Annotated in this window: 19 protein-coding genes; 18 read left to right on the top strand and 1 reads right to left on the bottom strand. The window is 45.8% G+C overall.

Going from position 1 to position 24,897, the window contains the following annotated elements:
* The first annotated feature begins 225 nt into the window (after positions 1-225).
* From KYJ26_RS09810 to KYJ26_RS09795, 4 genes are all read left to right on the top strand, one after another.
* The gene (locus KYJ26_RS09810) at positions 226-516 is read left to right on the top strand and encodes a hypothetical protein (protein WP_219167094.1); all 291 of its coding nucleotides are present in this window, start codon (positions 226-228) and stop codon (positions 514-516) included.
* A 15-nt stretch (positions 517-531) separates the two neighbouring features.
* Entirely contained in the window at positions 532-1,863 is a 1,332-nt protein-coding gene (locus KYJ26_RS09805; protein WP_219167093.1) for a 6-phospho-beta-glucosidase, read from the top strand.
* A gap of 610 nt (positions 1,864-2,473) precedes the next feature.
* Positions 2,474-3,397, top strand: a complete 924-nt coding sequence (locus KYJ26_RS09800; protein ID WP_219167092.1) for a DMT family transporter — start codon at positions 2,474-2,476, stop codon at positions 3,395-3,397.
* A gap of 18 nt (positions 3,398-3,415) precedes the next feature.
* On the top strand, positions 3,416-3,967 hold the full coding sequence (locus KYJ26_RS09795; RefSeq protein WP_219167091.1) for a cysteine dioxygenase: 552 nt from the start codon (positions 3,416-3,418) through the stop codon (positions 3,965-3,967).
* Positions 3,968-4,010: 43 nt separating this feature from the next.
* Here the strand turns inward: KYJ26_RS09795 and KYJ26_RS09790 are convergent, their stop codons facing one another.
* Entirely contained in the window at positions 4,011-5,558 is a 1,548-nt protein-coding gene (locus KYJ26_RS09790) for a glycoside hydrolase family 10-like protein (protein ID WP_219167090.1), read from the bottom strand.
* Between the two features lie 272 nt (positions 5,559-5,830).
* On the opposite strand from KYJ26_RS09790, the gene mnmH reads away from it, so the two are divergent.
* The 14 genes from mnmH (at position 5,831) to KYJ26_RS09720 (ending at position 24,750) form a co-directional block, all read left to right on the top strand.
* Positions 5,831-6,871, top strand: a complete 1,041-nt coding sequence (gene mnmH / locus KYJ26_RS09785; RefSeq protein WP_219167089.1) for a tRNA 2-selenouridine(34) synthase MnmH — start codon at positions 5,831-5,833, stop codon at positions 6,869-6,871.
* Between the two features lie 106 nt (positions 6,872-6,977).
* Positions 6,978-7,334: a MerR family DNA-binding transcriptional regulator gene (locus KYJ26_RS09780; RefSeq protein ID WP_226672670.1), complete on the top strand. Its 357-nt coding sequence runs from the start codon at positions 6,978-6,980 to the stop codon at positions 7,332-7,334.
* Entirely contained in the window at positions 7,327-7,782 is a 456-nt protein-coding gene (locus tag KYJ26_RS09775) for an SRPBCC family protein (RefSeq protein ID WP_219167088.1), read from the top strand. The genes KYJ26_RS09780 and KYJ26_RS09775 overlap by 8 nt, the downstream gene beginning before the upstream one ends.
* 494 nt (positions 7,783-8,276) lie before the next feature.
* Complete coding sequence (gltB, locus tag KYJ26_RS09770; RefSeq protein ID WP_219167087.1) at positions 8,277-12,875, top strand: glutamate synthase large subunit; 4,599 nt, start codon at positions 8,277-8,279, stop codon at positions 12,873-12,875.
* A 17-nt stretch (positions 12,876-12,892) separates the two neighbouring features.
* Complete coding sequence (locus KYJ26_RS09765) at positions 12,893-14,380, top strand: glutamate synthase subunit beta (RefSeq protein WP_219167086.1); 1,488 nt, start codon at positions 12,893-12,895, stop codon at positions 14,378-14,380.
* 629 nt (positions 14,381-15,009) lie between these two features.
* On the top strand, positions 15,010-16,056 hold the full coding sequence (locus KYJ26_RS24285; RefSeq protein WP_219167085.1) for an ArsR/SmtB family transcription factor: 1,047 nt from the start codon (positions 15,010-15,012) through the stop codon (positions 16,054-16,056).
* A 12-nt stretch (positions 16,057-16,068) separates the two neighbouring features.
* The gene (locus tag KYJ26_RS09755) at positions 16,069-16,977 is read left to right on the top strand and encodes an ABC transporter permease subunit (protein WP_219167084.1); all 909 of its coding nucleotides are present in this window, start codon (positions 16,069-16,071) and stop codon (positions 16,975-16,977) included.
* Between the two features lie 5 nt (positions 16,978-16,982).
* Entirely contained in the window at positions 16,983-17,885 is a 903-nt protein-coding gene (locus KYJ26_RS09750) for an ABC transporter permease subunit (RefSeq protein ID WP_219167083.1), read from the top strand.
* 116 nt (positions 17,886-18,001) lie between these two features.
* A complete protein-coding gene (gene nagE / locus KYJ26_RS09745) occupies positions 18,002-19,444 on the top strand; it encodes an N-acetylglucosamine-specific PTS transporter subunit IIBC (protein WP_219167082.1) in 1,443 nt (480 codons plus the stop codon).
* 176 nt (positions 19,445-19,620) lie between these two features.
* The gene (locus KYJ26_RS09740) at positions 19,621-20,355 is read left to right on the top strand and encodes a DUF2161 domain-containing phosphodiesterase (RefSeq protein WP_219167081.1); all 735 of its coding nucleotides are present in this window, start codon (positions 19,621-19,623) and stop codon (positions 20,353-20,355) included.
* A 92-nt stretch (positions 20,356-20,447) separates the two neighbouring features.
* A complete protein-coding gene (gene shc / locus KYJ26_RS09735) occupies positions 20,448-22,316 on the top strand; it encodes a squalene--hopene cyclase (protein ID WP_219167080.1) in 1,869 nt (622 codons plus the stop codon).
* Positions 22,317-22,376: 60 nt separating this feature from the next.
* Complete coding sequence (locus KYJ26_RS09730; protein WP_219167079.1) at positions 22,377-23,315, top strand: heme-dependent oxidative N-demethylase family protein; 939 nt, start codon at positions 22,377-22,379, stop codon at positions 23,313-23,315.
* Positions 23,312-23,800 (top strand): hypothetical protein, encoded by a 489-nt coding sequence (locus tag KYJ26_RS09725; protein ID WP_219167078.1) that lies wholly within the window; start codon positions 23,312-23,314, stop codon positions 23,798-23,800. The genes KYJ26_RS09730 and KYJ26_RS09725 overlap by 4 nt, the downstream gene beginning before the upstream one ends.
* A complete protein-coding gene (locus KYJ26_RS09720; protein WP_219167077.1) occupies positions 23,797-24,750 on the top strand; it encodes a PDR/VanB family oxidoreductase in 954 nt (317 codons plus the stop codon). Before KYJ26_RS09725 ends, KYJ26_RS09720 begins: the two co-directional genes overlap by 4 nt.
* Positions 24,751-24,897 lie beyond the last annotated feature (147 nt).

Here is a 24,897-nt window from a genome sequence, read left to right as displayed (position 1 = left end):
GGAGGGGCTTTGATGAGAGGCGACAAGCATAAGCTAAGCCGGCATGAAGGTTGCTCTTTCACCTTCTTGACGGAATAGCTTATGACCTCGAGGGACTAACCGCCGCAGCTGGACAAAGAAAAGCGGAGGGGCTTTACCCAGACCCGCCAGGCATTCTACTATAATAAGTAACAGAAGTGGGGGTCCTAGGATTCCCACTTCTTTACTAGGTCAGGAGTGATGGACATGACAGAAACCGTTGTGCCAAAGAGAATCGGTTTTAGAAGTGTATTTGTATTATTAATCTCGGTATCTATCGGACTCTTACTTCTTTCAAAGCCATTGATGAGCACGGGGCTTGCAAAGGAATGGAGCGTGTTTTTGGCTACGGGCATTTCAGCTTCGATCGGGCTCTCGGTTATTCTATTGAAGATTGAAGGGCCGGTAGAAGATGCATCTGTTAAAAAGAAGCGGATGTTTTTAGCCGTAGTAGTCAGCTTTGTCATAAGTTTCATACTGGCTTTTGTGGCCAGATAACAGGGGGCGTACAGGATGGGAAATGGAATCAAGGTCGTGACGATTGGCGGGGGTTCGAGCTATACTCCTGAGTTTGTTGAGGGATTGATCAAGCGGTATGATGAACTGCCTGTTCGTGAGCTGTGGCTGGTGGATATTGAGGCTGGAAGAGAGAAGCTGGATATCGTCGGGAACTTAGCGAAGAGGATGGTGGAAAGATCAGGGGTCCCTATGGAGATCCATCTGACATTGGACCGGAAAGAGGCATTAAGAGGGGCAGACTATGTCACGACCCAAATGCGTGTCGGACAGCTGAAAGCCCGGATTCTGGACGAGCGTCTGCCGATTAAATACGGAATGATCGGTCAGGAAACGAATGGGGCTGGCGGACTCTTTAAGGGAATGAGAACGATTCCTGTCCTTTTGGAAATCTCTGAGGAGATGCAGGAACTGTGTCCCGATGCCTGGCTGATCAATTTCACGAACCCAGCAGGCATGGTGACAGAAGCGTTGCTTCGTTATGGATCGAACCCAAAGGTTGTCGGCGTTTGCAATCTTCCCATCAATACGAGGATAACCCTGGCGAAACTTCTAGGTGTCGAGGTTGAACGCCTTCATATCAAGTTTGCCGGACTGAATCATATGGTATATGGATTGGACGTTCTCGTGGACGGAGAATCTGTATTAGGGGAAGTACTGGAAATCATGAGTGACCCAGAGAGGCAGGTCAGCATGAGAAATATTGCGCCACTTCCGTGGGAGCCTGAATTCATCAGGAGTCTGGGAGTCGTCCCTTGCCCGTATCACCGCTACTTCTATAAAACGAGTGATATTTTAGAAAAGCAGCTAGAAGAATTCAAGACGGGTACGACCCGTGCGGAAGTCGTTCAGAAATTGGAGAATGAGCTGTTCGATCTGTACAAGGATGAAAGCTTAGCCGTTAAGCCTCCGCAACTTGAAGAGCGTGGAGGAGCTTATTACAGCGATGCAGCATGCAACCTCATATCGTCCATCCATAACGACCGCGAGGATATCCAGACTTTGAATGTCCGCAATGATGGGGCGATCAGTGATCTGCCACGGGAATCTGCCGTGGAAGTGAACTGCGTCGTGACTAAATCTGGACCGAAGCCGATTGCAGTAGGAGAGTTGCCCGTTTCAGTCAGTGGGCTTGTCCAGCAGATTAAATCCTTTGAGCGGGTGGCTGCAGAAGCATCCGTAACCGGTTCCTATGAGAAAGCACTGCTTGCCATGACAATCAATCCGTTGGTGACGAGTGATGTGAAGGCGAAACAGCTGTTGGGTGAAATGTTTGAGGTTCATAAAGAGTATTTGCCTCAGTTTGGTGAGAGGGTAGCTCATAAATAAAGAGAAGAAGCTCCACAATCGGAATCTAAATGAGGTGCTAATATAAAAAATATGTACCGAAATCACAGTTGTAGTAATACTAATCATTATAGGAATTTTAAAAGTAGAACTCGCCTCATTGGCGAGTTTCTTTTTTTAGGATTAGTTAAACATTTATGTATCTTGAGAAGTCTTGCCCTTTGTAGAAAAACCAGCAATGATAAGCGGAGATTTTCCGGTTACATTCAGAATATAACTTGTTTGGGAGGCAAATAGGCGGAGTTTTTCCGCTTATCGCAAGAAAAACCAACCATTTTTGTACTTTTCGAGTGAATAGGCGGAATCTTTCCGTCTATTTCAGCCAATTTAAATAGAAATTTTAAAATAAGCGGAATTTCTCCATTTATTTATCAGCTCGAGTGCTTACCATTCCCTAGCCGATAGGTGCATGCTTTCATATCATCTGACTAAATGCCCATACCTGAACAGATACCTGTTTTTTAAAAAACTACTAACCATATTTACAAAACCAACCAACTTATTTTAAAACACCCCAAACCCCTGCACATCTTTCCCCTGGACGAGCATACCTTGATAGAAAGAAACTATGTCCAGAAAGGATGCCCCGTCCATGATTCCAACTAAATCAAAGGTTGCCGCCTCATTATATGCCACAATGTCCATCAGCTTCTGGGGTATTTCCTTCGTATCCACCAAAGCGGTACTGGATACCCTTGATCCGTATACACTCCTCGTTCTGCGGTTTGCGATAGGAGCTCTGTTTCTGCTCATGCTTCTACTATTAAAAGGATACAGGCTTACCATCCCACTCAAGTACATCCCTCACTTAATCATACTTGGCATCCTCGGCGTCTTCATTCATCAGGTCATCCAGGCGACTGCGCTCCTGACCATCGAAGCTTCCTCGGCAGGGTGGATGATTTCTTTTTCACCTGTGTTCACCGTCATCCTCTCCATGCTATTTTTGCATGAAAAAATGACGTTCCCTAAAGCGCTGGGAATGATCATCGCGATTACAGGTGTGCTGATGGTGACGACAGCGAGGAGCGGTCAGTCTATCGGATTTGCTGTCAATATCGGGTATATCCTGATGATTCTGAGTACATTGAACTGGGCCGTCTACTCCGTGCTGCTGAAGAAGCTTCGCATCGAGCTGCCGTCTCTCGTCATCACGTTTTATATGAGCCTGCTCGGATTCAGTTTGACGATCCCGTTCCTCATTCGAAACCGCGGCTGGGAAAGCATTTCCCTTTTATCAAATGTAGAGTGGGCCCACTTGATGTTCCTCGGGATATTTGTTTCAGGTATCGCGTACTGGTATTGGGCGAAATCTTTGGAGGTATTGGATGCGTCCAAGGTGTCGATGTTTCTGTATTTGGAGCCTGTCACTACCCTCATTGCGGCAATCATTCTACTGCATGAGAAAATTGTTTTCATAAGCATCCTGGGTGGAGTCATAATTATAATAGGAGTTGTCATTGTGAATGGCCAGGTGATTTCTGTACTCCACCGGTTTCTATGGAGGAAACGATAACATCAGGGGGGATCCGCTGTGACCTTAAAGGAACGGATAAAGAATACATTGGATGAATTGACCAACCCTTCAACAAATGAAATGAAAGAAGTTTTGCAGTCTCTTCATTTAACTCTTGAGGAGTTACAGCCGTACTTGCAATCTCCGGAAGGAAAGCCATATTATCGTAAGCTCCTTTATCAAAATGAAGCAGTCGAGCTTCTCGTGATGAATTGGTCCGATAGGGAATGTGCCCCTCATGACCACGGAAACTCAAAGGGTTGGATCCAGGTGATGAACGGGACTTCAGTCAATACAATCTTTGAAGTAAAGGATAACCAGCTCCCACAGGAGATATTTGACCGTGAATACTCGAAAGGTTCTTTCTTCTATGCCCCGAAGAAAGGTGTTCACAAAATGAAGAAAGGGAGTGGGGAAGACTTGGTGACCGTCCACCTCTACTCGCCACCCATTCAGGGGATGATGGTGTATGATTTGGAAAAGTGTGCTGCCTGTGTGGTTTCTGATGAATGTGGTGCATGGTGGCCGGATCATCTCAGGCAAAAGATAAAAGAAATGCAATTGAAATAAAAAAGGAGCGCTTCGCCGTAAAGGGGAAGCGCTCCTTTCATGATTAGTGGATTCTTACTGTTTTCGCATCCTTACTTTCCACCCCTGTCGGAGAAACGGATGTAACACCATATGTGTATATGCCACCTTCAGCAGCAGACGTATCTTCATAGGTTGTGAGACTTTCTCTGGAATACACGACATCCACGATATTCGCTGGATTCTCGTAATCTCCTTCTTTCACTCCATCAAAACGGTAGATGACATACTTTCGTGCGTCAGAGTGCTTCTTATCATCGATGGTCAATTTGATTCCGTCTTCCTGCTTATCCGCTTTCACCTTGTTCGGCTTCTTCGGAAGGTGATCGTTATTCCATGGAGTGGCAGGAGTCAATGCTTTCTCAGTGTATACTTCATTTCTTAAAATATCTGCGTATCCAAGCGGGTTCTCGAAAATTTGTCGGAGGGAGAAGTGCATCTGCCCAAGGGCCGTTCCGTTATCACGGTTGTCCATGATCTGCTCAGGCAGCTCGTAAGGATTGAACCATTCCTGGTCAAAATTGTCCCCGACCTTATAATCGGCCATCCCGATGTACAGATTGACCGGGTGCTCATACGAATACTCATTCACTTCCCGGCTCCACCAGTCAAGGAGGACAGAGTAGTTGGCGACAGCGAGTTTCCTAGACCAATAGATTTGCGGGGTGATATAGTCTATGCTGCCATCCTTGATCCACTGACGGGTGTCGGCATACAGGTCGTCGAAATTCGTTTGTCCTGCCTGTGTCGCACTTCCTGTAGGATCATCAGCAATGTTTCTCCATACTCCAAAAGGGGAAATCCCGAATTGGACATAGTCTTTGATTTCTTTGATTTCATTGTTGATATCTGCAACGAGTTCATCGACGTTGTTGCGTCTCCAGTCGTCGATATTGTCGAAAGCACTGCCATATTTCTCGTATGTATCTTGATCTGGGAAGCTTTCTCCTGCAATTTTATAAGGGTAGAAATAATCATCCATATGAACGGCTTCTATGTCGTAGTTGTTTACCAGTTCTTTTACTGTATCAATCAGGTATTGTTGTACTTCGGGAATACCGGGGTTGAGATAATACTGTTTACCATACTTCAGGACCCATTCAGGGTGAAGCTTGGCAACGTTATTCTCTGCCAGTGATTCAATGGTTTGATTCGGCATCGTGATGCGGTAAGGATTCACCCAGGCGTGGACTTCGATCCCGCGCTTATGCGATTCGTCTAACATGATGGCAAGTGGGTCATAGCCTGGGTCGGTTCCCTGCTTGTCCCCGGTGATGTACTGGGACCATGGAGCGAGTTCAGAGGGATACAAGGCATCAGCGGTCGGTTTGACTTGATAGATCACCGTATTGAAGTTTAATTTTTTTAACTCATCCAGGGTGCTCATCACCCAGTCCGTAAATTCCTGCTGATCCATTCCGGCTGCCATGTCGATATTCGTGACGGTTGCAATCCACGCAGCCCGCATTTCGTGCTTTGGAGCACTTGTCTCTGCTGCTTTAACTTTCCCGGTAAAAGGAAGAGCCAGCGAGAACATCATCACGGCGATGATCATGTACTTAACTGCTTTCATGAACAAACTCCTCTCCTTCGGTTTATAAGAAACCGTTTTCATTTTATTGAAATAATACTTCAAAAAATGACCAGAAAACATGAAATATTATTTCTAATTCCATTATAGTGGGAGTTGAATGGATGGTATATAGTACCAATGAGGTAAAAAATCTGAATATTCAATACACAAACAGGATGAAAGGACTAGTTGAAACGTTCTAAAATAGAATCAAAACGGAGAGAATAATTAGTGTAGAATAGGACATAGAGACCGTGAGGGGAGTGTTCGTTATGTTCAGGGATCTAACCATAGAGCAATGCGATTTACATAAGTATACACTCGTGGACGTACGTTCTCCTTCTGAATACAGGGAAATGACAATTCCGGGAAGCGTGAACATCCCTGTGTTTGATGATGGGGAAAGAGCAGAAGTCGGGACGCTGTATAAGCAGGTGAGTAAGGAAGTGGCGACGGATCGGGGGCTGGAGATTTTTTCAGGGAAACTTCCTGCCTTTATTCGTGAGTTTCGAAAGCTGGATGGAGAGATTGTCGTGTTTTGCTGGCGGGGAGGAATGAGAAGCAAGGCGGCTGCGACATTCCTTGACCTGATGGGGATCAAGACACACAGGATTCTTGGCGGGGTCAGGGCCTACCGGCATTGGGTGTTGAACGGCCTTCACTCATTTAAGATGGAGCCACCTTCTTTTGTTTTGAACGGCGGGACAGGCAGTGGAAAGACTGCGATTTTGAAGAGGCTTCAAAGGGAGGGATATCCAGTACTTGATATTGAAGGACTGGCAAACCATCGGGGATCCATCTTTGGAGAAATCGGGCTGACCTCGAACAATCAAAAAACATTCGATTCCCTGCTCCTTCAAGAACTGATGAAGCTGCAGGAGTCTCCTTTTCTATTGTTTGAAGCAGAAAGTAAACGAATTGGAAAGCTTCTTCTACCTGACTTTTTAGTGGAGGAGAAGGAAAATGCGTTTCATATCTTCATTGAGATGCCAATGAAAGAAAGAGTGGGACATATTTTGGAAGAGTACCGCCTTCAAGAGCATCATGAAGAATTTGTAGAAGCGTTCAGGGTAATCAAGAGAAGAATCCACAGTCCCGTGGCGAATGAAATCGAGGATGAGTTGAAACAGAGACATTATGGGCGGATCTTGGAATTGCTACTTGAATACTATTATGACCCGCGTTACAGGCATATGGCCAATCAATATCCTGTAGATCGAAGGATTTCGGTGAAAGTGAATTCAATGGAAGAAGCCTATCAAGAGATCCAAAAGCTTCTTCAGGCAAAAAGTTCATTCGTTTCAGCACAGTGAGACTTTCCCCAGAAGATGGGGTAAAGTCTCTCTTTTTTGACTAAACTTTTATGGAAAGTATTGACCGTGTAGTGCACCACATGGTTTATGATTTAGGTGTGAGGTGATGGGGTTGTACAAAGTAAGCGAGTTTTCCAAGATGACCGGCCTGAGTAAGGAAACACTGCGTTACTATGCAGAGATCAACCTCCTTGAGCCGGTCTATATCGATCCTGCAAACAACTACCGCTATTATGATAATGGATCTTATCTTGTGGGGCGATTACTGGTTTACTTAAGAAGATTTAACTTTACCATACAAGAGATGCTGGCCGTGGTGAATGATGAGTCCTTCGAAAACCTGGAGGAATTGATCAAGGCGAAAAAGCGGGGGCTCGAAGCGGAAGTAGAACGAATACAAACGGTGATCCAGGAAATGGATGATTTCTTTGAAATGGGAATGGAGGATGTAATGGATGATTAAATGGCATGAAGAACGGATCATACCTGTCAATATCGAAACGATCTGGCATTTATTTGAGCTCGAGAATATTCAACGGATTATGCCCAACGTAGTTGAAAACAAGGTCCTTGAACAGAAAGAAGGCGTGGTGGGATCGACCTACCAACAGAAATACAAAGAAGGAAAAAGGATTGAAACGTATATCGTGGAAGACCTCGAGTATGAGAATACAGCTCTGAAAAAACATAACAAGATCGGCTTCACATTGGCCAAGGCCTTTGAAATAGAGGCTTCATTCACCCTTCATAAAATCGGTGAGGACCAGACGAAATTCATCTACCAGGGTGAAAACAAAGGACTGAACTTCCTTGGGAAAGTCCTCCTCAAACTAGGTGGAGAAAAAAACAACAACAAAGTCGTCACCGAATTCATGGACCGTGTCGAAACAGAAGCACTGAAAGAAGCATGAGAAAGAGGGACGGACCTCCGAAATTTTTCGGAGGTCCGTCCCTCTTTCATATGGTTTGGAAAGTTGGAGAGGTGGGAATAGAAGAAGAGTTTCAGCTGATGAAAGTGGGCTGTGATTCAGCAGTAGAAGGCAAGGTCCGTCCCTCAAAATGAGAATGTTTTTTTGTTTATAAAAAAATTTTTTTTAGTTATTGTTTTGCATGAAAATTCATGTTGGATTTTGGTGGGATTTGCTTAGGAACGCGAAATATTGTAAGCGATTTCTTTACGATAGTATCAAGCTTTTAAAGATTCTGAATATTAAGTCAAAAGGATGATTAATATATAAGGCTTCTTCCTTGTGTTTACACATATATTTGGAAAATATGCGCTCGTACCATTAACAAAATTTTTCGTTTTTTCTAAATTTCATGATATACTAACGAAAATTAAGAAAATTTAATCATTCGGTTAATTATTCAAAAAATATACAAGTTTAGTAGAGGAGGACATTGGATGAAAACGAATCTTCCTGTAGCGCAAGGCATGTATGATCCTGCGCAAGAACATGAAGCATGTGGAATTGGAATGATAGCAAATATAGATGGGACAAAAAGTCACAGCATCGTTCAAAATGCCATTAATATTCTATGTAACTTAGAGCACCGCGGAGGACAATCTGCTGATACAAGTACCGGGGACGGTGCAGGTATCCTTACCCAAATCCCACATCACTTTTTTAAAAAGCAATGTGAAAAAGAAGACATCATTCTCCCAAGGAAAGGCGAATATGGGATCGGGATGGTTTTCCTTCCTGAAAATTATGACAAGCGCCAGAAGAGTAAAGAAATATTCGAACGCATCATTGAAGAAGAGGGTCAAAAGACACTTGGTTGGAGACCTGTACCACTCAATGATTCCTTTGTAGGAAAAGTGGCATCGAAGTCAAAACCGTTCATCCGTCAAGTGTTCATAGGGGCATCGGAAGACATGCAATCACGGATGGATTTTGAGCGCAAGTTATATGTGATCCGGAAGCGTATTGAAAAAGAAGTAGCGACAGTCGAGGGACAAGAGGACGTTTACCTTTGCAGTCTGTCTTCTACGACCATTGTCTACAAAGGGATGCTCATCCCGGAACAGCTCGATTCCTTTTACATTGACCTCAACCACCCTGAGTTCCGTTCAGCCTTAGCGCTTGTACATTCCCGCTTTAGTACAAACACTTTCCCAAGCTGGCAGCGGTCTCATCCAAACAGATATACCATCCATAATGGTGAATTTAATACATTGCGAGGAAACGTGAACTGGATGCGCGCACGTGAAAAGCTGTGCAGCTCTAGTGCCTTCAAAGACGAAGACCTGGAAAAAATCCTACCCGTCATCGATGAGACAGGCAGTGATTCCTCCATGTTCGATAACTGCTTTGAATTCCTTCATTTATCAGGAAGATCCCTTGCACACACGGCCATGATGATGGTTCCAGAACCATGGGAAAACGATGACACGATCCATCCAAAGAAGAAGGATTTCTACGAATACCACAGCTGTTTGATGGAGCCGTGGGATGGGCCGGCAGCCCTTGTATTCACGGATGGAACGCAGATCGGTGCGTGCCTTGATCGTAACGGACTTCGACCTGCCAGGTACTATGTAACCAAGGGTGGAATGATCGTACTGGGTTCCGAAGTGGGTGCTCTCGATATTTTTGCCGATGACATCGTGTACAAGGATCGTCTGCAGCCAGGAAAGATGCTTCTCGTCGATTTGGAAAAAGGAAGAATCATCCCAGATGAAGAGATCAAGCTCCGTGTTGCTTCCGAACAGCCTTACAGACATTGGCTGGATAATAATAAATTTGAACTGGAAGATCTGCAGGAAACGACCCATGAAGTGATTCAAATGGATCCTGATGAGGTCCTGCTGCAGCAACAGGCATTCGGCTACACGACAGAGGAACTGAACAAAATCATCAAGCCGATGGTGACGGATGGTAAAGATCCGGTCGGCTCAATGGGATATGATTCTCCTCTTGCGGTTTTATCGAAAAAGCCCCAACTTCTTTATAACTACTTTAAACAATTATTTGCACAAGTCACGAATCCGCCGATCGATGCGATTCGGGAGCAGATTATCACTTCAGTCGGAACCACGATTGGTGCAGAAGGAAACCTGGTGAACCCGGGGCCGGAAAGCTGCAGGCATATCCACCTCAAGACACCGATCCTGACTGGAGAAGAACTTGAAAAGCTTAGGCACCAAAATGAAAAAGGCTTTAAAGCCGTCACACTACCGATTTTATTTGATGTAACCGATGAAGGAAACCAACTTGAAGGTACCCTGGATGCTCTTTATGAAAAAGCTGATCAGGCCGTAGCAGATGGTGCGACACTCCTTATTTTATCAGACCGTGGTGTGGTGAAGGAGAAGGCAGCGATTCCAGCCCTTCTTGCCGTTTCAGGTCTGCACCACCATCTGATCCGCAAAGGAACGCGTACAACCGTCAGCATCCTGCTTGAATCAGGGGAGCCAAGGGAAGTCCATCATTTTGCAACTCTTCTTGGATACGGGGCTGAAGCCATTTATCCATATTTAGCGTATGAAACACTGCGGGACTTGATTGAAAAAGGTGAGCTTCAAGACAAGACCTATGAACAAGCGGTGAAAAGTTTTGTAAAATCGGGAACAGATGGTGTCATCAAAGTCCTTTCCAAAATGGGGATTTCAACGATTCAAAGTTACCGTGGTGCCCAAATCTTTGAAGCAGTCGGCATTCATAAGGATGTCATCGATAAATACTTCACCCGAACCGCTTCAAGACTCGGTGGAATCGGAATGGACATCATTGAAAAAGAGGTACTGTTAAGACACACGAAAGCATTTAATGAACGAAAAGATAATCAGCGTACATTAGAATCTGGAGACGAGTTCCAATATCGCCGAAATGGAGAGGATCATGCATACAATCCAAGTACGATCCATACACTCCAGCATGCATGCCGTACGAATAATTATGAGCTATTCAAGAAATATTCCACTATGTTGACGGATGAGAAGCAGAATCTGCAATCTCTGCGTGGACTTCTTTCGTTTAAAGAAACAAAGCCTGTGCCAATCGATGAGGTGGAATCAGTTGAAGAAATTTGTCGTCGATTCAAAACCGGCGCCATGTCATTCGGTTCCATCAGTCAGGAAGCACATGAAGCATTGGCGATTGCCATGAATAAAATCGGTGGACGGAGTAATTCAGGAGAAGGCGGAGAACACCCAAGTCGTTTTGTCCCGGATGAGAATGGAGATTCGCGCCGCAGTTCAATCAAGCAAGTGGCGTCAGGTCGCTTTGGTGTCACAAGCCACTATCTCGTGAACGCCGACGAAATTCAAATCAAGGTTGCTCAAGGGGCTAAGCCGGGTGAAGGAGGACATCTCCCTGGTAAAAAAGTATACCCTTGGGTTGCTGAAGTAAGGGGATCGACGCCTGGAGTAGAGTTAATCTCGCCACCGCCTCATCATGATATCTATTCGATTGAAGATCTTGCCGAGCTGATTTATAACCTTAAGAATGCCAACCCTCAGGCACGCATCAGTGTAAAGCTGGTATCAGCTGTAGGCGTCGGGACGATTGCTGCAGGTGTGGCAAAAGGCAGGGCTGACGTCGTGTTGATCAGTGGGTACGACGGTGGGACCGGTGCTGCACCAAGGACCAGTCTGAAACATACAGGACTGCCTTGGGAAATCGGTCTGGCCGAAGCTCATCAGACATTACTGTTAAATCGCCTTCGCGACCGGATCGTCGTAGAAACGGATGGTAAGATGATGACAGGCCGGGATGTCGTTGTTGCATCGCTTCTTGGAGCAGAAGAATACGGCTTCTCGACTGCACCATTAGTCGTTCTTGGGTGTGTCATGATGCGTGTCTGTCATATGAATACATGCCCTGTCGGAATTGCGACACAAGACCCTGAGTTACGTAAGAAATACACAGGTGACCCTGAGCATGTAGCGAACTTCATGCGTTTTGTCGCCCAGGAAACAAGGGAGCTGATGGCTCAGCTTGGTTTCAGGACGATCAATGAAATGATCGGAAGAACTGATATTTTAGAAGCCAATGAGGCAATCGACCATTGGAAAGGAAAAGGAATCGATCTGTCGGCACTTCTTTATCAGCCGGATGTACCTGAGAAGGTTGGCCGGTATGCAACACGTAAGCAGAATCATGAGCTTGAGAAGACGCTTGATTATCAAGAGCTGATCCCACGTTGCCGAAATGCGATCGAAACTGGGGTACCTGTTGAATGGACGACGGCGATCCGAAACATTCACCGCGTGACCGGTACGATGCTTGGAAGCGAGATCACTAAACGATACGGAGCGGAAGGCTTACCGGAAGATACGATCCGTTTGACCTTCAAAGGCTCAGCAGGTCAAAGCTTCGGTGCCTATATTCCAAAAGGACTGACGTTGAGGCTGGTCGGGGATTCCAATGACTTTGTAGGAAAAGGATTATCAGGCGGTAAGATTATCGTTCATCCGGATCCGACAGCCACGTTCATTCCTGAACGGAATACGATCATCGGTAACGTTTCCTTCTACGGGGCATCCGGAGGAGAAGCCTATATTTATGGAGTGGCAGGCGAACGTTTCTGCGTCCGTAACAGTGGGGCACAGGTTGTCGTTGAAAGCGTCGGGGATCACGGCTGCGAGTATATGACGGGTGGAAAAGTGGTCGTTCTTGGATTGACGGGGCGTAACTTTGCTGCCGGAATGTCGGGGGGAGTCGCATATGTCCTGGATGAAGATGAGCAATTCCGTACAAGATGCAATCAGGAACTTGTCCTCGTACAGCCCCTGTTCGATCCTGATGAGATGAAAGATGTGTACAACATGATCGAGAAATACGTTCATTATACAAATAGTAACAATGGAAAGAAAATTTTAGCGAATTGGGAATCATACGTATCCAAATTTGTCCGTGTCATTCCTAAATCTTATCTCAAAATGAGAGAGCGGATCAGTGAGCTTGAAAATAGTGGATTAGAGAAGTTTGATGCGGAAATGGCCGCATTTGAAGAAGGTACAAAAGAAGAGAAAAAAGTACTGGAACCTGCGAATTAATCAGGGAGGGGGATACCATGGGAAAAGCAACAGGATTTATGGAATATAAGCGAAGAACATTGGATGAACGGCACCCGGCTGAACGGACGAAGGATTGGGACGATTATACGTCCCCTCTTTCGGAAGAAGAAGTCAAGAAACAAGGGGCGCGCTGCATGGACTGCGGCGTTCCCACTTGTCAGTCCGGGATGGAAATCAACGGATCGACTACAGGTTGTCCCGTTTATCACTTAATACCAGAGTGGAATGATCTCGTCTATCAAGGACAATGGAAAGAGGCTTTGAAGCGTGAGCATCAGATGAACAACTTCCCCGAATTCACCGGCTTCGCCTGTCCGGCACCGTGTGAAGGGGCTTGTGTTCTCGGGATCAACGAGCCGCCCGTTGCAATCAGGACCGTGGAACGTTCAATTATCGAAAAAGGTTTTGAAGAGGGCTGGGTCATTCCCGAACCTCCTGCGTTCCGCACCGGTAAACGCGTCGCTGTAGTGGGATCTGGTCCGGCAGGATTGGCGTCTGCGGCACAGCTGAATAAAGCCGGTCACCTTGTCACTGTTTTTGAGAAGAATGATCGAGTAGGAGGCCTCTTGACGTATGGTATTCCTGAAATGAAGCTTCCATATTCAGTCGTGAAGCGCCGTGTCGATATTTTAGAAGAAGAGGGCATTGAATTTGTGACGAATACGGAAGTGGGAAAAGACTATACGGTCGAAAACCTTCGTGAAAATTTCGACGCCGTTATTCTGTGCGGAGGAGCCGCGGTTCACCGGGACATTAAGGTGGATGGACGCGATCTGAAAGGCGTGCATTACGCCATGGAATTCCTGCATGCCAATACAAAAAGTTTATTGGATTCCAATTTAGAGGACGGTCATTACATTTCTGCCGAAGGGAAAAATGTCATCGTCATAGGTGGAGGGGATACGGGTACCGACTGCCTCGCCACTTCTGTGAGACATAATTGTAAAAGCCTGACTCAATTTGATATCTACGATAAAAAAGGAGCCATGCGTGATGAAATCGGCAATCCATGGCCGCAGTATCCCGTCATCCACCGGGTGGAGTACGGTCAAAAAGAAGCAGCCGAAGTACTGGGCGAAGATCCTCGTGCTTATGCCGTCATGACGAAGAAATTTGTCGGCGATGAACATGGCCATATCAAAGAAGTCCATACAGTCAATGTGAAGCTTCGTTATGATGACGAAGGAAACAAGATCCGTGATGAAATCCCGGGAACTGAAAAAGTCTGGCCCGCGGATCTAGTCCTTCTGGCCATTGGATTCAGTGGCCCGGAACAAGACCTGATCAAGGAACTTGAAGTCGAAACAAACAGCAACTCCACTGTAAAAGCAGAGTACGGAAACTACATGACCAGCGTCGAAGGTGTATTTGCTGCCGGAGACATGCGCCGCGGTCAAAGCCTTATCGTCTGGGCCATCAACGAAGGCCGTGAAGCAGCCCGCGAATGCGACCGCTACCTCATGGGCACAACCGAACTACCATAATTTTTGAGAGACATTTTAGAGGGACGGACCTCCGTCGGGCTTGATGCCTGATGGGGGTTTTTATTTTTTGGGGACGGACCTCTGTTGGGGTTGGTGGCTGAAGGAGGTTTTGCTTGTTTGAGGGACGGACCTCAGTAGGTATTTGGATACCTTTTTAATGGAAGCAATAAATCATAGTGGGGTGGTATAAGATTTACGAGGATGTGCTTCTGAAATTCGTTGAAAAGAAGAGGAGGTAGCTGCTTACTAAGGGAAGTGTGGTGAAACATCTTGATATTTGCTTGAACATGCGAGTGAAGCTCTAACAAGGTTTCCTATATGCTCCTATAGATCGTCTCGTAGAAGCATTCTAAAGAGGTTCTAGAGATATTTGCATCATTTTTACAGGTGATTGCGTCATTATTAAAGGAATTGCGTCATTTTTGCCTAAGTTGCGTCGTTTCAATTAGTAATCGCGTCTTTTTCTATTTTATGGAAAAAACACCCCCCCGTACCCTAGCAACCCCCATCCAAGGTCCGTCCCTCAATTCCCTCTTGACATTACTACCAATATGCCGTAATTTATGTTTAATTTATCCAATTTAACAATTTGATTAGGTGGATAACGAATCAGTTGAGGAGGTGTTGTGGTGGGCGTTGAAATTGTGTTTTCCCCATTTAATGAATTAATGGCCAGTTTGCATGTGCTGTGCAATCCGGTGCATCATCCTTATCGCAGGAAGTGGGCGATGGAGGTAGAGGGATCACTCCCAATAGAAATGATCGAAGAAATCCGCCTGTTAGGTTCGCTCTCGTACGAGTGGATGTACTTCATGAATATCCGTAACGAGTATCGGCTGAATGAATCTTCAACCGAGGAAGTAATCGAGTTTATTTGTTCGATGTCAGATGACACGTTTGTTTTTTATATGCTGGGAGAACAGTATAGTGCGGATATGCTTCTATCCTGGAAGAAGGACACCAGGATGTCCCCGTTGAACCATCATCAGAAGGACTTGTTAACCAACCCTAAGCAGTGGAAGGCCCGCATTCATCAGCTCCTGTACGATTACAACGAAAAGATCTTTCAGCCGGAATTATTCCGGATACGCCCATGGATTAAGAGGGCAGTTACAACGTTCCAACAGAAGCTTGACCACTCTTTCCCGGGGGCACTAAACGAAGTACACCCCGATGTTACTTTAAAAGACCAAACGATTAAAGTTCAAAAAGGAGAGACCTATCGATTTCCTTTATCGGACTATCCCCATATCACTTTACAGCCATCCACATTCATTACTCCCCACGTCATGCTTGGTGTATATCCGGGTAGGCTTTGCCTTGGGTTGCACGTGGCTGTTCCGGAAACAGAAGAGATGAAAGATGAGCCGCCGGAAGATTTAGTGCACATGTTCAAAGCCCTGGGAGAAGCAACAAGATTGAAGATTTTGCGGGACGTATTACTTCATCCTTATAGTACGAAACAGCTTGCTGAAAAACATGATTTTTCTGAAGCGACCATTTCCAGTCATATTAAGACTCTTCAAAAGGCAGGTTTGGTTAAGAGTGAACGCAAAGGGTATTACATCTTTTATTCGGGAAACAGAGATAGGATGGAGTCGTTGCGATTCGATCTGAGTCAATTCATCTCACTCCCATTACTGGAACAATTTATTTATGAGTCTGATTTTACATAAGGGGCCAAAAAGATGAGAACAATATTTATGAAAGAGATAGGTCAATTTGGATTGACGTGCACAAGTATCATTTTCATTCTTGCTTCACCTGCCCTGATACTTGGACCGAAGAGCTTTGCATCAGCCACACTGACGATTCTCCGGGGAATCATCCAGCCTGACACTCTTTCTTATTACGTACATTCGGAAACGCTCTCCTTTTCCCGAATGCCTGAGGCGCGATCGGTCGAATTCCATCAGAAGCTGGTGGCGATTGAATTGTTTCCCTCTATACTAGATTCCTATTTTTATAGTATGTCCCTGCTGATCGGGGGCTTCATGATGGCAATCATGTTGGCTTCTCTTGCCGGCTTGTTTATAATTCGGTTCCCTTCTTATTTGAAAAAAGTGATCTTGTCGGCTATAGACTTACTCGAATCACTTCCTGATGTGTTTTTTATCTTTAGTATTCAATTATTTGTTGTATGGTTTTACAAGCAGACAGGTGTTGAATTGGCCCTCGCTTATTCAACGATCGATAATCAGGCAATTATAGTACCACTGTTGACATTGAGCATCGTACCCGGCATTTACCTACTTAAAATGCAGCTTCTTTTAATGAAAGAAGAGGAGAAAAAGGATTATGCACTTTTTGCGAAATCAAAAGGTCTCTCCGATGCGTTTATTTCGTTTCACCACCTTTTCAAAAATACGGTGATGGAGTGTCTGGCTCATTTACCAGTCATCATCCTGTGCCTGCTCACAAACCTCGTTGTTATTGAATACCTGTTTCACAGCAACGGGATCATGAGGTTTATCATGGGGGATCAGCCTGCATCATCCCGGGCCTTGATGCTCATCCTCAGCATGACACCATTCTTTATTATGATAAAAGGATCAAGTCGATATCGGCAGCGATTTTATCAAACGAAGGGAGAGTAAAAAGAGTGAACGTGATAAGGATGCTATCACCGTATTTATTAGGTTTCATTTTTATACTGAGCGTCATTTGGCCAATGGTATCAGTGGAGCCTGTCGTTCAGACTTTTCTCTATGGTGAAGATGGGTCAGTGGTGGATACTACCCCTTATCCGCCTTCCAGTCTTTACTGGCTGGGAACGGACCGGGAAGGCAATGATTTATTTTATATGCTCGTGACGGGAGCAAAGTGGACAATGTTATTTGCTTTCGTTATCACATTGTTGAGGATCTTTCTGGCGATATTAATGGGAGTGTGGCTCAAAAACTGGTTCGTTTCGCCATATGGGGAAGGGTTGCTGCAAGCGTTCACCTTCATCCCCCAGTCCTTGATAGCCATTATCTGGATGACCCCTTTCTTGCTATATGAGGTAAGAAGTGCACCACCCTTTACCATGGCTGAATCCGTATTCCTACAGATCATGGTGATGACGGCAGTGGGGGTACCCGCGACTGCGAAAATGATCGGGGAAACCGTACGTCATATCCATTCATTTGAATTTATGGATAGTGCCCGGGTGCTGGGTGGATCGTCCTTCCATCAGGCCAGAAGACATATTCTCCCCCATCTATTCCCGAGACTCATCGTTTTGTCAGGTAGGCAGCTCGTACAAGTCCTCACCCTTATGTTGCATCTCGCTATTTTTCATATTTTTATAGGAGGAACGACCATTACATCGGGACAGGAGCATGACCAATTCAATGTCTATGCAAGCTTGACCAAGGAGTGGGCCGGTTTGATCGGTAGCCGATACGGAGAGTTATTATTGGAACCATACATCGTGTTTTTTCCGGTCATGGCGTATTCCTTATTGATCCTATTGACCAATATGACGTTCAAGCATCTCGAAAAATCTTCTCAGAAGGTCTGAATGCACCGGCATCCACTTCTAAACAAGTGAATACCGGAATATTTTTTATAGAAGGGCTTTGTCCTCTTTCATGAGACAAGGCATCTTTAATAGCAGACTGATAGGGGGAAAACAAAATGATGAAATACTTGCAGCGCATTGGTCGTTCATTGATGCTTCCTGTTGCCGTGTTACCGGCTGCGGCGATTTTGATGGGGATCGGATATTGGATCGACCCGTCCGGCTGGGGAGCGGATAGTCCGATTGCCGCTTTCCTGATTAAGGCTGGGGCATCGATCATTGACAATATGGCGATTCTATTTGCAGTCGGGGTCGCACTGGGGATGGCGAAAGCACGGGATGGATCTGCGGCACTTAGTGGATTGGTCGCGTATCTCGTCATAACCACATTGCTTTCGACGGATTCCGTTTCTTTGTTGCAAGGGATCGATAAAGAGGCCGTGAATCCGGCTTTCGATAAGATCGGAAATCAATTCGTAGGGATTCTGTCAGGGATCGTTGCAGCAAGTATGTACAATCGCTTCAGTGCTGTTAAGCTGCCGGATGCCCTTGCCTTTTTCAGCGGGAAACGTTTGGTGCCGATCATGTCGGCCATTGCCATGCTCGTTGTTTCAGGCGTGATGCTGTTTGTCTGGCCGGTCATCTATACAGCGCTTGTTTCTTTCGGGAAGGAAATCAGCGGGCTCGGGTTTACAGGCGCAGGTTTATACGGTTTCTTTAATCGATTATTGATTCCTACGGGGTTGCATCATGCATTGAATTCCGTGTTCTGGTTCGATGTTGCCGGAATCAATGATATCGGGAACTTCTGGTCTGGCACGGGTGAAAAAGGTGTGACCGGGATGTATCAGGCGGGATTCTTCCCCGTGATGATGTTTGGTCTTCCGGCAGCGGGGCTAGCCATCTATCATGCAGCGAAACCAGGTAAGAAAAAACAGGTCGCTTCCCTGATGCTTGCGGCTGGTTTTGCCTCCTTTTTTACAGGAGTGACGGAGCCTCTTGAATTCGCCTTCATGTTCGTGGCACCTGCTTTATATGTAGCGCATGCCGTGCTGACAGGGTTATCCCTTGCCATCGCCTCCTTCTTCCACTGGACGGCAGGCTTCGGATTCAGTGCAGGATTCGTTGATTTCGTGCTAAGTTCAAGACTGCCACTGGCAAACCTTCCGTATATGCTGTTGATTCAAGGTGTTGTATTTGCTCTTCTCTATTATTTCTTGTTCCGTTTTATGATCGCGAAATTCAATTTAATGACACCGGGTCGTGAAGAAGACGGTGAGGAGGGGGATGCGTTGCCTATAGTCGCAGGAAAAGATAAGTTTGCTGTGATGGCAGCGGAAATCTATGCAGGCCTCGGCGGAGATGAAAATGTAATCTCTGTTGAAAATTGCATTACCCGATTGAGAGTGGAAGTGAAGGACATGGAGGCCGTGGATCAGGAACGGATCAAAGCGACGGGGGTTCCGGGCATCCATGTGGTGGGTGACAATAGCATTCAAGTGATTGTCGGGACTTCGGTGCAATTTGTAGCTGATGAGATTGAGAAGATTCGGGGATAAGGCTTTTCTTATTGAGGGCCGGTGGGAAATGGCGTTTTTAGCAGATTGGCAGATAAACGATTCCCCGCCCACTCTCCTCCCTCAGGAGCTGGGTTCTCATTCTCTTAAACTGCAAAAATATCTGAAATGGTCTATACTTTATCTTATAGAAATTATTCCCGGAAAGGTTTTTACCCATGACGAAACTGAAAGAATCGGATCTTTATCATCCGATCCAGAACCATTTTCATAAACAGGGATATCAGGTGAACGGTGAAGTGAATGACTGTGATCTGACGGCGATGAAAGAAGAGGAGCTGGTCATCGTTGAATTGAAGCTTTCCTTGAATGTCGAGCTTTTGATCCAGGCAACGAAGCGCCAGCGGCTGACGGATCTTGTGTACATTGCGATTCCGAAACCGAAGAGGACCCGTTCAAAGCGCTGGAATGATATACGCCATTTGGTCAGGAGGCTGGAGCTTGGTCTGATCACCGTTTCATTTACGACGAAGACCCCAAAGCTTGATTTTGTCATTCATCCGGAAGCCTTTGACCGGAAGAAGATCATGAAGAATAGTAAGCGTAAACGGGCAGCCCTGGTGAAAGAAATCGAAGGTCGCAGTGCGGATTATAATGTAGGCGGCAGCAATAAAACGAAGATCATGACCGCTTATAAAGAAAGCTGCATTCACATCGCCTGCTGTCTGGAAACATACGGGCCCATGTCCCCAAAGAACTTAGCCAAGCTTGGAACAGGTGACAAAACACCGTCCATCCTCCAGAAGAATTACTACAGGTGGTTCGAGAGGGTGAAAAGGGGCGTGTATCAAATCACTGAAACCGGCAGGGAAGAGATTCAGAATTACCCTGAGCTTGTAAGCTATTACTCACAGAAAATAGAAGAAATTCAAGAAGAGCCTGCTCCCCGATAACCGGGTGGCAGGTTCTTCTTTGCTTCTCACTACTAGTACCCGTGTTCTTCTCATATACATAACAACAGAGAAGCTATGTGGGAGGACATATGATGAAAAAAAACATAGAAAAAACGATCAGAAATATGAAACAGCATCTTCTGAAGATGCAAAGTGCAGAAGGAAGCTGGTCCTTTTGTTTTGAAAATAGTGTGATGACCGATGCATATATGATCATCCTTCTCCGTTCACTTGAGACCGATGAGGATGAACTCATCGTGCGCCTGGTCGACCGGCTTTGGAAATTGCAGACAGCGGAGGGGACATGGAAGCTCTTTGAAGATGAAAAGGAAGGGAATCTGTCATCTACCATCGAAGCATACTTTGCCCTGAGATACAGTGGTATGGTGAGTGAAGAGGATATAAGACTTCTGAGAGCCGAACAATTCATAGAGAGAAAAGGGGGATTTCACAAGGCTCATTCCATTACAAAATTCATGCTGGCCGTTCATGGTCAATATGACTGGAAGCACCTCATGCCGATCCCCATTGAATTCCTGCTGCTCCCGAAAACATTCCCCCTGAATTTCTGGGATTTAAGCAGTTATGCCCGTGGTCACCTGGCTCCGATGATGTTACTGAAAGATCAGCGATTCACTATCAGAACAAGCAACACGCCGTATATACAGAATCTTTCCCGTCCTGTTGACGAAATGAGGTACAACGACCGTGAGTTGAGACTATTTTCTAAAATTAATGAAGGCATTCAGGCACTTGCGAGTATCCCCTCCCATCTTCATCAACAAGCAAGGCAGTTTGCCCTGGAGTACATGCTGCAACGGACGGAACGGGACGGGACTTATCTCAGCTACTTCAGCACGACGTTCTATATGATTTATGCCCTGTTGGCCACAGGGTATAAAAAGACTGATCCCATCATTGTAAAGGCGTTACAGGGATTAAAAGAAATGGCCTGTGAAACGAAGAAAGGCATTCATATCCAGAATTCTCCTTCGACCGTATGGGATACAGCCCTGATAAGCTATGCCTTGCAGGAAGCGGGGATGGAGGCAGGAGAAGCTTCCATTGAAAAATCAGTGGATTATCTTCTTAAGAAGCAACACTTCAAGTATGGAGACTGGGCATATGAAAGTGGAGTGATGCCCGGGGGATGGGGATTTTCAGAGAGCAACAGTATCCATCCCGATGTGGATGATACGACAGCTGCTCTCAGGGCCATCACATATTCCGCTGCAGATAAACCCTCGATCCGGCCATCGTGGGATCGGGGGGTTGAATGGACTTTTGGGTTGCAAAACCGGGATGGGGGGTGGCCTGCTTTTGAAAAAAATAAGACGAAAACGATCCTTACTTCTTTTCCAATGGATGGGGCAGAGGCAGCGGCCCTCGATCCTTCCACTCCTGATCTAACAGGGAGAGCGCTTGAATTTCTCGGGGGCAGGACAGGATTGTCAAAGGACCATCCAAAGGTGAAAAAGGGTGTTGAGTGGCTGAAACTCATGCAACAAGATGATGGTTCCTGGTACGGTCGCTGGGGTGTTTGCTTCATTTATGGAACATGGGCTGCCGTCACGGGAATGAATGCAGTGGGGGTCCTGCCATCGGATAAACATCTTCAAAGGGCCAAAGTCTGGTTGGAAAGCATTCAACAAAAAGACGGGGGTTGGGGGGAGTCCTGTTACAGCGATCAGGAAAAGACTTTCGTACCCCTAACATTCAGTACCCCTTCACAAACGGCATGGGCGCTTGAATCTCTCATCTGTATCGAAGACAAACCGACACCTGCCATCGATCTTGGGATGATGTCTCTTCTCGAATTGATGAATGGAACGGCAGGAGATAACGCCAAAACATATCCAACCGGAGCCGGCCTTCCGGGAAACTTCTACATCCATTACCACAGCTACCAATGGATATGGCCACTCATCACACTCAGCAGGTACAAAGAGAAATACGGTTGAGGTCCGTCCCTCTATAAGGTACTATAAAAGTAAGAATTTTCTAAAAAAAGGAGTGAGTGTATGATGAAGGTGGATTCGTTCCCCTATCCCTTCAAGGGGGATGTGTACCGGTATTCGAATAATTCGGTCCCTTTGGAGGAGCCGTTCTGTATAGAGATTACCTCTTCCTATCAGGAGGTAATCAAGCTGAAACGGAAGCTGTTATCTCACCATCCCGACCGCTGCTTTCAATCCCGGCCGTATAGCCTGAAGGCTCAATGGGAAATAACGGAGCTCGTCATTCAACATCTCACGCAGCGATACCCGCAGTTGTTTTCCTTTGAAGTACATGACGGTGAATGGACGTTCCACAATCATATATTGAAAGAACAAACTTCCTTCATACCGGGTGATCAGTCTACATTATCAATGGAGCCACTTGATTTCATCGGACGACATGTGCAGGAGGACCTGATTCTCATGATGGAGCGGGATGGGGATCTGTTTCTGGATGCCGGCCAGTTATGTTTCCCTGCCAACTGGTCCCTTACGTTTAATACCGGGATGAGCTTCAAGGAGATTCACGGACCGATCCCCGGCTTTAAAGAAGACGGGATGGATCAGCGGATTTTCACATTTTTAATGAGGATGGAAGCGGGAGACCCCTGGGTGAGGAGGAACTGGTCTTTAATGGCGGGAAATCGCCTGGATACCTCTCTGGAAACGTATGATGAGTGGGGAGAAGGACGAAGCAGCGTTACAAGGGAAAATGTTGGGGAATACGTTCATTTGAGGGTGGAGGTGCAGAAGCTGTTCCGTTTGCCGGGTTCAAACGGGCTGTTGTTTACGATTCACACTCACCTTCTTTCCCTTGAAGAATTTGCCGGGAATCATGAGTGGGCGGATCAGTTTTATCAAATTCTACTTGAGCTGCCTGACCTTATTGCCGATTATAAAGGGATCTCCTTATTCAGAGAAGTGGTCATCGAGTACTTGAAGGAAAAGAGGATGGGAATTTGAAGGCACTATCGCAACCTTCGTTCGTACCAAACAAACGAAAGTACTTATTCTACGGAGACGAAGAAGGGATGGATCGGCTGTCACCCGTCATTCAAAAAGTCCAAAAGGAAAACCACTCCTATCAGCTTTTGTTGGTGGATGAAAAGGAAGGAAAGGATATTTCTCATTGGCTGCAGAATCAGAAAATGGGGAGTTATCTCTACATAGCGGTGGAATGGAACAAACTGAAACATTTTATAAAAGTGGCAGAGGATCAAGGGTTTTCCGTTGATGAAGTACAATGTATCGGTCACGGGGCAAGGTTCATCCAAGTATTCTGTTATAAATGTCATCTGAAAACGGTAGTGAGTGGAGAGTCAATCAAGCAAGTTATAGATTGTCCTAATTGCCACTTGACATTATCTGTTTCTGATCATTATTCTCCCTTACATGACTCCTATCTCGGAAATCCGGCTACAATCGAAAAGGGGAGTGATCACGCATGAATCAACCTAAAACCATAGCCGTCACGGTCCAATCGATTCATCAGGAGACGCCATATGTCAAACGGTTCTCACTCGCTCCCAGAGGGGATGAACGTCTTCCTGACTTTAGCGGGGGTTCCCACATCACCACTTATATTGAGACAGGGAGTGAGACGATCGCCCGATCCTATTCCCTTACGAACCCACCTGGTGAAAGGAATACATATCACATAGCCATTCGTTTCCATGAACAATCCAAGGGGGGCTCCCGTTATTGGCATGAGCGAATGAATGTAGGAGATACCCTTCGCATCAGTCATCCACGGAATCATTTCCCACTGAGCTTTAGAGCGAAACATCATGTTTTCTATGCCGCAGGAATCGGTATCACTCCTTTCCTATCCATGATGGCAGCACTAACAAAGGAAGGTCGCTCCTTTGAACTGCATTACGCCGCAAAATGCGAGGAAGAGTGTTCATTCTATTATCATTTAAAGAACTTGTATCCTAAAGAGACACACTTTTATTTTTCAAAAGAAAAGAGATTGACAGATGAAAGCCTCTGGGAGCATAAGGTCGGGACCCACGTATATTTTTGCGGTCCGCCTTCCTTTATTGATGACTTGACTGCCAGTGCCCTTTCAATTGGATATCCGCGCTCAAGCATTCACTTTGAACGATTCACCCCCAGTCAGTCAATGGTGGGTCACGACTTTTGGGTGGAATTAAAAGGCAGACCTATCATTAAAGTGCCACAAGAGATGACGTTATTAGAAGCCCTTCACGAGGCAGGGATCGAAGCACCTTATTCCTGCAGGGTTGGCCGATGCGGAACTTGTGAGGTAACCGTATTGGAGGGAGAAGTCGATCATGGAGATTCTTTCTTGAGTGAGAGTGAAAAGAGGGAACACCGATCGATTTTGACATGTGTTTCAAGGGCGAAGACAGAGAAACTAAGGATTGAGTTATAAAGAGTCATAAGGTGTACAATGGCCCTCTGTGTCACCTTTACTTTTCTTTAATGCACGCGAACCAGCGTGTTTTTTTCATTTTTTGGATAAACGTTAACAAAAACATCGAACGAAAAAGGAAAAACTCACCAATATAGAGTATAAACG

Origin of the sequence: Rossellomorea orangium, assembly GCF_019334305.1 — a bacterium.
Taxonomy (GTDB): Bacteria; Bacillota; Bacilli; order Bacillales; family Bacillaceae_B; genus Rossellomorea.
Note: the sequence above shows the minus strand (reverse complement) of the source record. Positions and strands in the feature narration are given on the sequence as shown.